Raw genomic sequence first — 12,598 nt, 5'->3', positions numbered from 1 at the left:
CTCAGAGCTTTGTAAATGAACCTCAGAGCTTTGTAAATGAACCTCAGAGCTTCGTTGATGAGTCTTTGAACTCCACTCTTTTACCTCGTGCTTTCCAATACCCAATACAACTCTTGGAGAGGCTACGCCAACGACTTCGCTCTGTACAAGTGCCCCATACCTAATGATTGAAACTTAGGAAGGTTAGTATGCTCAAAATCAAACTGTTAAACTCAAAAATACCCACAGAGAGACAAGAGTTAGACATATCGCCAGAAGTTATGATTAATGGCGAATGTTTTATGGGTCGCTCTCGCAATTGTGGTATAGTCCTGCCCAGTGTTGAAGTTAGCCGAGTTCACAGTAGTATCCGCTATGAAGAGGGCGAATATTACTTCTCTGATCTGGCTAGCCTGACTGGCTCCCGCATTAATGACCAAGCGGCGGGTCTAAACCAAAAATATCTCCTGAAAAAGGATGACATTATTCGGATTGGCGAATTTATCCTCACTGTTGAAGCAACCGGATCGGCAACAGATAAGGCAGAGGTCGCACCAGTTCTGGAAGCCCAAAGCCAAACACCAACTCTTCCACAGGCGACATACACCATCCCTATTCCCCAAGTGAGTCAGCAACCAAGTCAGCCGACTCGTTCGCCTAGTGAGTATATGCCGATCGCACTTGTGCCGCCAGAACAAATCAGTCGATGGACAAAAGGCGATTTAATGGTTCGTTGTGTAGCAATAATTGACGAAACTGATGATGTGAAGACGTTTCGCTTTGCTGCTGACCCACCAATATTATTTACCTACCAACCCGGTCAGTTTATGACGCTGAACCTGGAAATCAACGATAAACCAGTCAAACGCTCTTACTCAATCTCTTCAACTCCTTCACGACCCCACACTTTAGAAATTACAGTCAAGCGTGTTCCTGCACCACCAGATGTTTTGGATGTACCGCCTGGTTTAGTTTCCAATTGGTTGCACGACAATCTGAGAGTCGGTAGTGAAATCAAAGTCAGCGGCCCTTTGGGAAAATTCACTTGTTTTGCCAACCCCAGTCAAAAACTATTGTTTATTTCTGCTGGGAGTGGTATTACACCGATGATGTCTATGTCACGATGGATGATGGACACTGCTGCTGATTGCGATATTGTCTTTTTCCATTGCGCCCGCAGTCCTCGTGATATTATTTATCGCCAGGAACTAGAGTTAATATCTAGCCGCCAACCTAAGTTTCGTTTAGCGATCGCCATTACCAGACCCGACGCAGGTCAAGCATGGTATGGTTTTATGGGCAGACTCAACGAACAAATGCTGTATGCGATCGCTCCTGATTTTTGGCAGCGCACAGTATATGTCTGCGGGCCGAATGCTTTTATGCAAGGGGTAAAAACTATGCTAGAGCAAATCGGATTCCCCATGCAAAACTACTATGAAGAAAGTTTTGGCGGGGCGAAAAAGGCAAAACTCCAGCCATCGGTTCCGGCTCAAGTAATCACTGAGCAAGTTACCAAAGTGACAACAGTAGTACCAAAGCCAATAATTTCCACCCCAGCTACTCTTCCAGTTAAAACAACAGGCTCTTTTACTCTAGTGTTTTCCAAGTCTGGCAAAGAAATTACCTGTACTGGAGAAGATCCGATTCTAGAGTTAGCTGAACAAGAAGGAGTGGCGATTGACAGTAGTTGTCGCAGTGGAGTCTGCGGTAGTTGTAAAACACGGAAGCTTCAAGGAGAAGTCAAGTATATAGGAGAACCTGATGCTCTCGATGAAAGCGAACAGGAGGAAGGCTATATTCTCGCTTGTATTGCTCACCCTAGAGACCGAGTTGCGATCGATGCTTAGGATCGAATAAATTAATTACCCTGTTTTTGGGCAATTATTTTATACGCCGTTATAAATTTATCTGTTCTACAAAATTAGACTCAACTCAAATATTCCAGCTTGAAGTAAGCAGCATCTAATCTTACTTTTACAAGGTGTTTCAAATGTTTGATTCCTAATAGAGATGAATTCACAAAACCAACAAAACTGGCTTTCCCAGCAAATACCCACAGAAAATATACTCTATATCAGTAGTAATTTTACTGAAAGTGTTGCTAGGGTAAATAAATTTGTTCTAGCAGAGTTTGAGCGTGAAATTATCGAAAAGCAATTGTACTACCATACAAAAGATCATTTGATGGCTGTACAGCAACGCGCTCAATTAATTTTTCAAGTCATTCGTCCTTATTTGTCAGCTGATGTAGAGACAATTAAGAGGATGGAATTGTTACTGGATCTTTGTGCGATCGCTCATGATTTAGTGCAAATCTTTATGCCCCATCAACCGCACACATCCAGACGACGAGAAGCGGGTGTCAGTGAAAATGCAACTATAGAAATCCTATTGAATTATATACAAGTTTTAAATCAACAAATATCAGCATCTTATCCAAAAAGTACGGCTCTTTTCACAGATGCAGATTTGGGAATCATTCAAGAAGCGATCGCCGCTACCATTTGTGATTACGATACAACAGAGCAAGCCATTTATCAACCCTCTCTTTATAATCAGAACCAACCTATTTCACCAATAGCTTGCATCATTGCTCTAGCGGATATTGGTTCTTTAGGAATCGAAGGAATAGCATCTTATAACCAAGAAGGTAGCCTACTCTTTTTAGAAGAAAATCCAGACATTATTCCTATCATTAAAAATCAGAGCGTGCGAACTCTGGCTACAGATAACCCAGAACTGTATGAAAATATTAGACAACGTTTACTCAAACGTGCAAAATTTCAAGTTAATTTTGCTAAATCTCGCCTAAATCGGCTCTCTCGTGAGTTGGCTTCTTTACCAGCAGATGCAATCACCACGTTAACCCAAGCAGTTTTTCAATATCTAAATCTAGAAACCATACAAGAAATTGAAGCAACTACCCCTACAAATGAACAAACATCTTTAGAAGTGTTAATCAAATTTTTTGAATTTGAGCGATTAATCAAAAATTGAATATAGCCTATCTAATTTTACATATATTATCTATCCCACAACAATGGGGACATACGCTATTAGATAAACTTCGCTATTTACAATCTTGTATGTTTCAAAAAATCAGTTAAGTAGATGGATACAATTATTTATAAGACGCATTTCGACTACGCTCAATGCTCGATAAGCCGACTAGACGAGGGTTGAATCTCGACTCCGCTCGATTACCGCGGAGTCGAAACCCGATCATCTCAAGTTAGGTTTAATTTAGTCCTTCTACTTATGTTAATTGGTTTAATGAAATTATGTTTTGTTAAGTCATTTAATCTTTTTAGAGCTAGTGTAACTAGATATGTAAAGTTTTGTATAAGGATTTAACATTTCTGACTTTATTAATATTAATATCTTTAATAATTTGTCTGATAATTGCCATTGTCTTTGGTTTGTATTTTAGTAAGCTCATAGTTCAAAAGCTGAGTGAATTAGTAAAAATTTCTCAGGATATAGCTAATAGTAATTCCACCGCACAGATAAAATCATCAGATAGACAAGATGAAATCGATAAACTACAAACCGCTTTTTCTATATAGGACTTACGCAACTATTAAAAAAGCAAGTCGCTCAAAAAAGTTTCGTCTGCGAACTGTTCTGATTGTTCCATTTATTATTCCCATTATTGCGTCAACTGGCTTGGTGGGGTGGTTCTCTTTCCGCAATGGACAGCAGGCGATCGATGATCTGGCAATTCAGTTGAATGGTGAAATTAGTGCCCGCATTAAGCAACACGTTTTGGACTATTTGAATAAATCTTATAATGTTCTGAAACTCACCGATGCGGGTATCCAAAGTGGCAATTTAAAGCTTGATGACTTTGAAGGATTGCAACGCTATTTCTGGCAGGTAGTGCGACAGGGTGACTTAGAGAGCTATCTGTCTTTTGGGAACGAGCAGGACGAGTTTGTTGGTGTGGAACATCGAGAGGATGGCACAATTCAACTCAAAATTCGCACCAAAGCTACTGAGCCGATGCGCGAAATCTACTTGCTGGACGATCGCGGCAATCGACAAAAGCGGTTGAAATCGGCGAAGTACGATACCACCTACCGCCCCTGGTATAGAGCCGCCGTGCAAGCTCGTAAACCTACGTGGAGTCCAATTTATCCATTCTTTTCCCGTGAGAATACGTCTTTGGGGATTTCTCCAGTCCGTCCTGTCTACGACTCGAACGGCAAGCTGCTGGGGGTTTTGAGCATTAACATCACCTTGATGCGAATCACAAACTTCCTGAAACAGCTTTACATTAGTCCCCACGGACAGAGCTTTATCATGGAGCCGTCGGGACATTTGGTCGTCAGTTCAACCATTCCGGAGCCATTCCAGGTTAAAGGTGGCAAAGGAGACGATCGCAAGATTGAGCGAATGCCAGCCGCTGATAGTCAAAATGCCACAGTGACTGCTACTGCCCGATATTTACGCCAGCATTTCGGCCTGTTTGAGGCCATTAAGAGCAGTCAACACCTAAAGTTTCAAATTAACGGTGTGTGGCACTACGTTCAGGTGATGCCAATTCAGGATGGTCGGGGTATCAACTGGCTAGCGGTGGTGGTTGTTCCTGAAAATGATTTCATGGCACGGATCAATGCCAATACTCGCACCACGATTCTGCTGTGCGTACTGACATTTGTGGCGGCAACTGCGATCGGTGTTCTTACGTCTCGTTGGATCAGCCACCAAATTTTCAAACTTAACACGGCATCTCAAGAGATTGCCAGTGGAAATCTCGATCAACACGTTGAAGCTAACGGCATCATCGAGATTGAGAAGCTGGCTGATTCGTTTAACCGCATGGCGTTTCAACTCCAGGAATCCTTCGAGAGATTGGAAACTCAGAAGAATTCCTTTGCCCGGTTCTTTCCCCCCGAATATCTCAAGTTTCTCAACAAGCACGAGGTAACAGACATCGAACTGGGCGATCACGTCAGCAAAGAGATGGCGGTCATGTTCTCGGATATTCGCTCCTTTACAACCCTATCCGAGAACATGACTCCCAAAGAGAATTTCGATTTTGTCAATGCTTACCTGCGACAGGTTTCTCCAGAAATTCGCGCCCATGATGGTTTTGTAGTGAAGTTCTTGGGTGATGGCATGATGGCAGTCTTTCCTAATGGTGTGGATGATGCCGTTGCCGCAGGAGTTGATAAATTCAAACGGGTACAGAAATACAACCGGAAACTAGAATCTCAAGGCTACTTGCCAATTGATGTAGGCATGGGTATCCACGTTGGACACATGATGGTGGGCATGGTAGGGGAACACAACCGGATTCAAGGGGATGCGTTCTCTGATAATGTGAATCTGACTGCTCGTTTAGAAGGATTGACAAAGTTCTATGGTGTTTCATTACTAATTTCTGAAGAGGTCTTGGAGCGATTGAGCAACCCAGAGCAGTACAAAATTCGCTTTTTGGATCGAGCGATCGTTAAGGGTAGAACTGAACCGATCGCGGTTTACGAAGTACTCGATGCCGAAACAGAAGCAATCCGAAAACTAAAACTTGACACCTTGCAAACCTTTGAGCGGGGACTTCAACACTACTGTCGGGGCAACTTCAGTGATGCCAAAGCCTGTTTTGAACAGGTACTTGCAGTGAACCCTCTCGATAAGACTGCCAAACTCTATCTAGAACGAGTCCAAGAATTGCTGCTAGAAGGTACTCCAGCCAATTGGAATGGCGTATGGGCATTTACACAGAAGTAAAATTCGTTCAATTTATAGCAGTCGCCAAGGCGACTCTTGACTCTCGCCAAATACTGAAACGCTGACCAGTCAATCTTTTCCCTTGTGCCTTGTGCCTTCTGCCTTTTCCTATAGCTCCTTCCATGACAACTTCAACTTATCTACCCACTACATTTGCAGATGCGATCGCCTGCGTCCAACAATTTGCCTTGCAGGTATTTGATCGCCAAATTGGTAAAAAACAGCTTTACTACCACAACCGGGAACACATACAGCAAGTTCAGCAACGCAGCGATCGCATCTTATTTACTGACAAAAACTAAGTAAGATTACAAAATGACATAGCCCAAGAAAAAGAAGCTGTGATAGAGAGGGAGAGGCAGGATAAAGAGGCGGTAGAAGCGAGAAATCAATTGCTCAGTGAGGCAAATAAGAAAGCTCAACGGCGAATTAGCATTGGGTTTGTTGTTTTGGTTGTTGCAGTTTTGGGGGCAGTAAGTTTAGGAATATTTTCAAGACACCAGGTGGACATAGCGAACTCTCAAGTTCAGTCAGCAAAAGAAAAAGTTAACTCTGCTAATGCACAAGTCGATGAAGCCAAAAGTGACAATTTCATTACATAAGCTCATATTATTGATTAACGCTAGACAGCAGCAGCCGGATTTTGACAGCCACTGGTTCCCATTCGTCTTTCAACCTTTGCACCATCACCCTAAGAGAAGAACCGCACGCTATGGAGGGCGATCGCTTACCATAGGCGCACTTTCACAAAAATACTCTACCGAGTTATTCACATCAATAGAGTATATAAATTTACTATAATCATCTTTTACCAACATTCAGTCTATACTCGGACAACTATTTATACTTCTGTAGAAGTACTGCAAATCTTGCCTACAGTTTACGTGGGGTTTCCCTTGCGTCGGCACAGGCAACTTACAACCGAACACTAAAGAAAAACCTATGTTTCGACTCGGTGAGTTGGTCGAGTTTCGATTTTACGGTGATGGGTCATCGATTCGGATTGTCCAGCGCATTTTTAAGCTATGCAGGCAATAACTAAGGCTCTATTCCTTGATCAATCCAAGCATCAATTGCTGTTTTTACCTCTAATTCAGTCACAGCAGACCATTCTTTTTCGTTGATAGTTGTTTTAAATACCGCTCTTTTACCGTGACCAACTTTTTCCATTGAGTGTCCGCGATACACATTTTTAGGCTTAATCATTTTTCTTAATCATATTTATAGAATATTATAAACTGTCACTCAATAAGAAGAGTAGTTTTAGGGTTTTCCAAAAGTTTTTGGAGTTAGAAAAAGCGAAGCTCGTTCATTCCATACTTTCACAAGAGACTGAGCAAGCCAACATCATAAACACGACTGTGACTTTATAATCTAATCTTGCGGCAATATGTGTATTTTAGCTCCAAAACCTTTTATTTTCGCAATAAGCGCATAAGAATGTGAGAAAATTGACATCGTAATTCATGCCAAATATAGTGAAAATACTTATTGCTTCTACCCGCACAATTAAAGAGAAATTGAATGGCAGCAAATCCAACGGCAGGAGGATAGAGGCAGCAAGCGAGAATTAATAGTTTAACTCGCGATCTAGATTTAGTAATTGAAGTCCAACCGGAGCGGATAGATGTGCTGGGAATACTCAAGTTGCAAGCAGAAAGCTTGGATTATGCATATTTAACACAATGGGCAGAGAGTTTGAATTTAATTGACGATTTTTCCCAAGCATTGACTGAAGCTGGTGTTTAATATTTAACTGAGAACTAGAAAATGCGATCGCCTGAAAATTTAGTCAAAGATTCCTTGCCTCCAATTAAACTCATCCCATTAGAAAACCAGGGCAAACGCATTTAAATAGAGGGGAAACGCATCTAATTTGTTTTGACAAAATGTAACTTACTTGAAGTTGACAGCGACAACATCTACATTCTTGTATTAGAGTAACTATGGTCACAACAACTCGACAGCAGCGGTTTGATGCAATTGTGATTGGCTCTGGAATTGGTGGGTTGACGGTTGCCGCGCTCCTATCTAAGCTTTATAACAAAAGCGTTTTAGTGTTAGAACAGCATTTCACCCCTGGGGGATTCACCCATACCTTTGAGCGCAAGAGAAAATTTAGTTGGGATGTGGGGCTGCACTATGTTGGAAATATGGGAGATGGAGGCACTGGCAAAGCTGTGTTTGACTATCTCACCAATGGGAATTTGAATTGGCACAAGATGCCCGATCCGTTTGAAAAATTTGTCTACCCGGACTTCACCTTTGAGGTTTATTCTGACCCCAATCGCTTTGAGTCCGATCTAATCCAGCGCTTTCCTCGCGAGCAGACAGCCATTCGGCGGTACTTTAAGGATGTCCAGAAAGCAGCATTTTGGTTTGGAGCGCATTCAATGTTGGAGCTATTTCCGGTATTGCTGCATCCTCTACTCAGGCGGTTTGTTCGTCATTTCGGGGCCATTGCTAGACAAACAACCCAGCATTATTTGAACAGACATTTTCAAGATGTCCAACTCAAAGCATTACTGGCTTCCCAGTGGGCAGATTATGGCTTACCGCCATCCCAAAGTTGCTTTGGCATTCATGGTGCGATTGTTACCCATTATTTTAAGGGCGGCTGGTATCCTGTGGGTGGGGCAAAGGCGATCGCCTTTGCCATTATTCCCGTGATTGAACAGGGGGGTGGTGTCGTCATCACCCAACGCCGAGTCACAGAAATCTTGTTGGAATCCGGGGTGGCAGTGGGAGTGAAAGCCCAAGATACAGCACATGCCTTGGCAGACCTGGAAACATACTTTGCACCTATTGTGGTATCTGATGCCGGAGCCTTCAATACTTATGTCAAGCTGATTCCACCCAGCTACCCACTGGCAGAGCGCCAGAAAATTCAAGCGTTTCCAAAAAGTAGCAGTATGGTGACGGTATATTTAGGGTTCAAAGAGAGTCCACAGCAACTGGGATTTCGGGGTGAGAACCATTGGATTTACACGACCTATAACCACGACGCAATTGCCCAAGATCCACCCATCCCTGTCGCTAAATTCTGCTATCTCTCATTTCCATCGCTTAAAGATCCATTATCTGAGGGGCATACGGCAGAAATTATTGCCCACGTTGACTATGATTTCTTTTCGCAGTGGCGGGAACAATCCTGGCGACGGCGAGGCGCGGATTACACTGAACTCAAAGCCCAAATTACCCAATCCCTGATTCAGTTAGTGGAGCGCCACTACCCTGGCTTTCAGGATTTGATTGAGTATGCCGAACTCTCGACTCCACTGACGGTGGAACACTTTGACGCTAGCGATCGCGGTGCTATCTTCGGCATTCCCTGTATTCCTGAACGCCTGGATCAATCCTGGATCGGGGCTAGAACACCAATTAAAAATCTATACCTGACCGGAGTCGATACACTTTCACTCGGCATTATGGGAGCGATGATGGGTGGAGTGAAAACAGCAGGTGTTTTAAATGGAGCATTCGGCTTTTTTAAGATTATGGCAACCATCATGAGAAGGTGACAAAGAAAGCTGGGGTATGAGTATCATCAGAACAGAAAATCGGGATAAGCTTAAAAGCCTTATTCGCTAAGGATTTTCCTGATAACGAACGTCATTAACTTCAACTTATTATCGAGTCACTACTCAACGAGAAAATAAGGGTTTCAGCCTTTAAATATGCTTTATTACTCATGTAATACCTCTTAACCCGGTTTTCTGCGCGAATGTTACTCATACCCCCTTACAGGGGTAATAGATGCACAGCTTGCAATATATTCACCCTTAAAAGAGAAATACCATTGGGACTGGCAATATAGTTCACCCTATGTGAGTGCTATATGGGAAAAATCAATCCAATAAATAGTTAGGCGTCACTACCCACCTTTGCCTTTGCTGAGTTTGGGGTCGTTATGCCACTGATTTCTCAGCGTTTAATAGCAAGGGGATTTGTTAGCTGAGTGCATACCTCACGGATTATGAGATATAGAACTTAGTGCAGATAATAATTGATATTTTCCATTCAAGTACGGAGAGATTTATGCCTTCCTATCAAAATGACCCCATTATTGTCATGATAAATATTTTGTTGCGAGCCAGAGGATTTGGCCTGTACGGTCTATTTGCAGCAGGGCTGCTAGCTGCCGTTCCTTCCTCTGTCTTACTTGCTGCAACCCCCACCAACGATCTGATGCTGATTAATGTGCAAACAGGCAAGTGCCTCACTATTGCAGGAGGAGTGAGTACTCAAAACAACGTCGAGGCACTCCAATTCGACTGCGATAACGACCCATCGCGCACTTGGAGGATAACCGATGTGACAGGCGCTGGTGTTTATCAAATTAGGAATGTGCAAACCAACAAGTGCCTCACTATTGCTGGGGGAAGAAGTACTGAAAACAACGTAACAGCTCTTCAATACAACTGCGATAGCGACCCATCACGCACTTGGAGGATAACCGATGTGACAGGCGCTGGTGTTTATCAAATTAGGAATGTGCAAACCAACAAGTGCCTCACTATTGCTGGGGGAAGAAGTACTGAAAACAACGTAACAGTTCTTCAATACAACTGCGATAGCGACCCATCACGCACTTGGACACTGAGAGTCAAGCTGTAGCTCTCGGCTCTCGTAGTTGCCTGGAATGCCCTTAGCTACTCCAATGGAAACCCCATGAGCCACCGTAAGAACTCCAGGTTCAACATCCAGTTTCACGCTCTGCGTTCAAGGCTGGCTGGAAAACGTCGCTTTATTTCGTTCCATGTTTTAGTACCAGGAGCTTGGACAGTCAGGCAAGGACACAATTTATGCGAACAGATTGAGTTAAAGATAATCCAAGCACTCCCAGGAACTAGTATTATCTACTCATCTCGAACCAAAAGAAGACCCTGCATCTTGGGATGATATAGAACTAGAGCGTAGTTTATCATCCAATGGCCTCGGTTAATTGTCGTTGAATGTGAGCGAATAACTGTGTGGCAAAGCTAGGTGGCACAGAGTAGCCAATGATTGACCCAGCCGTAGCAGCTTCTTTTGGCAACTCATACCAAGACGGAAAACCTTGCAAAATTGCAGCAGCTTGGATAGACAAAGATTTGACAGTACCATCGGGGAACCAGATATCTGCAAATTTATTGCGGTTGCAGCCTTTGTGGTCGGTGAAATGCGAGGGCACTACAGTATTAGCTGGCAGATGCCCCCAGGGCGAACGCATCTAAATATAGTACATAGATACTAAAGTCAGAAAAAAGGTAGCGATCGCACTCTGGGATGGAAGTTGAGCAATGAGGCTGTGATGGTAAAGTCATTGTAAAAGTAGCAATATTGCCCAAGGAAGGCGTGAAGCTCAAGCTGAAAATCACAATAGCTGACCATTTTGCACAGATGGAAGATCCAAGAGTAGATCGCACAAGGCTACATAAGTTGATTGACATTTTGACCATTGCTTTGTGTGCAGTAATCTGTGGAGCAGATAGTTGGGTGGCAATTGACTGTCGATCGCTTCGCCAAACAGATATTGCAAGTCTAGTTCTTCCAGTAACAGACGCTTGAAGAACTTTTCCATCTGAAGTTCTTTCCATGATCGCAGTTTGTTCCATACCGAATGGCACGCTTGTTATCGGCAAATCCAATATTCATCTCTGCTTTTGGGTGTGGGGTTGCAGGTATTGGGGTGTAGTGGCGTTCGCGCTACTCGTTGCGTAGCAAAGAAGTTTATTAATGTTCGCACTTGTTTTTAATTTTCTTGATTTTTTCCCTACACCCGACACCCTACCCCCTACACCCTGCCCTGACTAGGTTTTACGTTTTCTTAGTGCCATTCGTTCCATACCTCTTTTACCAGCACTTCCTCCTGTGGTGTTAGAGGAGTCGGTTGCGGCAATTCTACCTCAGCTTTGCCATTATCATTATCTTGACGACGTTGCGATCGAACGCTATTTTGTCTGCCAAATATGCTTACAGTACTGCTGCTACCTTCACTAATGCTTTGCGTGAGTCGGACTTTTAGCTTTAACTGTGGGTACAAGTTCGCTCAACCAACTAAGGGAGCGAAGTTGAGCGAAGCGATACACTGATATCATGTCCGCCTAATTAGTTATAGTTCCCGCATCTGTGTTTTTAATTTTTAATTGGAGCGCGATAGTCAAGGAAGGTTGTGTTTTATTCTAGATAATCTATTGGCAGAGGCGAATCAACACCGTTATCTGAAGCTATTGGGCGACTACCGTCTATATCTAGAGTATCTTGAACTTGAAAATTACTCTTAGCGATCGGACGTTGCCCATCTATGTCAAGAATAGCCTCAACCTCCAAATCACTAGGATCAATTGGACGTTTGCCGTCTATGTTTAGCGTGTCATGGTCTTGAAAATTACTCTTAGCAATCGGGCGTTGACCATCTATATCAATTGTTTGACTGCCATAATTTTCATCTTTCAGAATTGGGCGCTCACCATCTATATTAATTGTTTCCTTAACCTCAATGTTACTAGGGTCAACTGGACGCTCGCCATCTATATTAATTGTTTTAGTTATCTGTTTGGGTTCGTTAGACGATAAATCCATATCAGTTTCACTGATTTTTGTATGCTTAATCAAATTATTTTTACTAGTATCAACGTTGTTTGTGTTATCCATGTTTTTTATTGTTATTTTAGAACTATTTATCTGCTAACATATAAGGTTAACAGCTATTTTTTCTCTGCTAAAGAGTAGGAAAATTAGGATTTTTCTAATAATTTGTTTATATCTACTTTACTGAAGTGGAATCAAAAAATTCTCTACCACAGCACACAATTTATCTCTAACTTGAGAGGTATCGTCTATAGGACTTACGCACTGTACAAATTAATCATGGTGTGCGTTTCCATGCATAGGTCGTTTC

12 protein-coding genes and 3 pseudogenes are annotated in these 12,598 nt (G+C 42.7%); 11 read left to right on the top strand and 4 right to left on the bottom strand.

Annotated elements, in window-relative coordinates; all coding sequences use genetic code 11:
- Positions 1-188 precede the first annotated feature (188 nt).
- From ACM0OY_RS30275 to ACM0OY_RS30245, 7 genes and pseudogenes are all read left to right on the top strand, one after another.
- Positions 189-1,829: an FAD-binding oxidoreductase gene (locus tag ACM0OY_RS30275; protein ID WP_414572466.1), complete on the top strand. Its 1,641-nt coding sequence runs from the start codon at positions 189-191 to the stop codon at positions 1,827-1,829.
- A gap of 163 nt (positions 1,830-1,992) precedes the next feature.
- Entirely contained in the window at positions 1,993-2,979 is a 987-nt protein-coding gene (locus tag ACM0OY_RS30270) for a hypothetical protein (RefSeq protein ID WP_414572465.1), read from the top strand.
- 2 nt (positions 2,980-2,981) lie between these two features.
- Positions 2,982-3,089: pseudogene (locus ACM0OY_RS30265) on the top strand (IS4 family transposase); the annotation flags it as partial.
- A gap of 421 nt (positions 3,090-3,510) precedes the next feature.
- Entirely contained in the window at positions 3,511-5,715 is a 2,205-nt protein-coding gene (locus ACM0OY_RS30260) for an adenylate/guanylate cyclase domain-containing protein (RefSeq protein WP_414572464.1), read from the top strand.
- A gap of 122 nt (positions 5,716-5,837) precedes the next feature.
- Positions 5,838-6,017 carry a hypothetical protein gene (locus ACM0OY_RS30255; protein ID WP_414572463.1) on the top strand — a complete coding sequence of 60 codons (180 nt, stop codon included), beginning with the start codon at positions 5,838-5,840 and terminating at the stop codon, positions 6,015-6,017.
- A 39-nt stretch (positions 6,018-6,056) separates the two neighbouring features.
- Positions 6,057-6,317 carry a hypothetical protein gene (locus tag ACM0OY_RS30250; RefSeq protein WP_414572462.1) on the top strand — a complete coding sequence of 87 codons (261 nt, stop codon included), beginning with the start codon at positions 6,057-6,059 and terminating at the stop codon, positions 6,315-6,317.
- Between the two features lie 310 nt (positions 6,318-6,627).
- Positions 6,628-6,753, top strand: a pseudogene (locus ACM0OY_RS30245) (DUF1392 family protein); the annotation flags it as partial.
- Here the strand turns inward: ACM0OY_RS30245 and ACM0OY_RS30240 are convergent.
- Positions 6,754-6,921, bottom strand: coding sequence for a hypothetical protein (locus ACM0OY_RS30240; protein WP_375514780.1), 168 nt, complete (start codon positions 6,919-6,921; stop codon positions 6,754-6,756).
- A gap of 740 nt (positions 6,922-7,661) precedes the next feature.
- Between ACM0OY_RS30240 and ACM0OY_RS30235 the strand changes: the two genes are divergently transcribed.
- From ACM0OY_RS30235 to ACM0OY_RS30225, 3 genes are all read left to right on the top strand, one after another.
- On the top strand, positions 7,662-9,236 hold the full coding sequence (locus tag ACM0OY_RS30235) for a phytoene desaturase family protein (protein WP_414572461.1): 1,575 nt from the start codon (positions 7,662-7,664) through the stop codon (positions 9,234-9,236).
- Between the two features lie 517 nt (positions 9,237-9,753).
- Positions 9,754-10,332 (top strand): RICIN domain-containing protein, encoded by a 579-nt coding sequence (locus ACM0OY_RS30230; RefSeq protein ID WP_414572460.1) that lies wholly within the window; start codon positions 9,754-9,756, stop codon positions 10,330-10,332.
- 54 nt (positions 10,333-10,386) lie between these two features.
- Positions 10,387-10,617, top strand: coding sequence for a cation transporter dimerization domain-containing protein (locus ACM0OY_RS30225; RefSeq protein ID WP_414572459.1), 231 nt, complete (start codon positions 10,387-10,389; stop codon positions 10,615-10,617).
- A gap of 22 nt (positions 10,618-10,639) precedes the next feature.
- Here the strand turns inward: ACM0OY_RS30225 and ACM0OY_RS30220 are convergent, their stop codons facing one another.
- Positions 10,640-10,888 carry a DNA cytosine methyltransferase gene (locus ACM0OY_RS30220; RefSeq protein ID WP_414572468.1) on the bottom strand — a complete coding sequence of 83 codons (249 nt, stop codon included), beginning with the start codon at positions 10,886-10,888 and terminating at the stop codon, positions 10,640-10,642.
- A 164-nt stretch (positions 10,889-11,052) separates the two neighbouring features.
- On the opposite strand from ACM0OY_RS30220, the pseudogene ACM0OY_RS30215 reads away from it, so the two are divergent.
- A pseudogene (locus ACM0OY_RS30215) lies at positions 11,053-11,205 on the top strand (transposase family protein); the annotation flags it as partial.
- 319 nt (positions 11,206-11,524) lie between these two features.
- Here the strand turns inward: ACM0OY_RS30215 and ACM0OY_RS30210 are convergent.
- Both ACM0OY_RS30210 and ACM0OY_RS30205 read right to left on the bottom strand, forming a co-directional pair.
- Positions 11,525-11,740 carry a hypothetical protein gene (locus ACM0OY_RS30210; RefSeq protein ID WP_414572458.1) on the bottom strand — a complete coding sequence of 72 codons (216 nt, stop codon included), beginning with the start codon at positions 11,738-11,740 and terminating at the stop codon, positions 11,525-11,527.
- Positions 11,741-11,874: 134 nt separating this feature from the next.
- The gene (locus ACM0OY_RS30205; protein ID WP_414572457.1) at positions 11,875-12,351 is read right to left on the bottom strand and encodes a hypothetical protein; all 477 of its coding nucleotides are present in this window, start codon (positions 12,349-12,351) and stop codon (positions 11,875-11,877) included.
- Positions 12,352-12,598 lie beyond the last annotated feature (247 nt).

Origin of the sequence: Nostoc sp. CCY 9925, assembly GCF_963920935.1 — a bacterium.
In the GTDB taxonomy this organism is placed as follows: Bacteria; Cyanobacteriota; Cyanobacteriia; order Cyanobacteriales; family Nostocaceae; genus Nostoc.
This window is presented reverse-complemented; position numbering and strand designations above follow the sequence as displayed.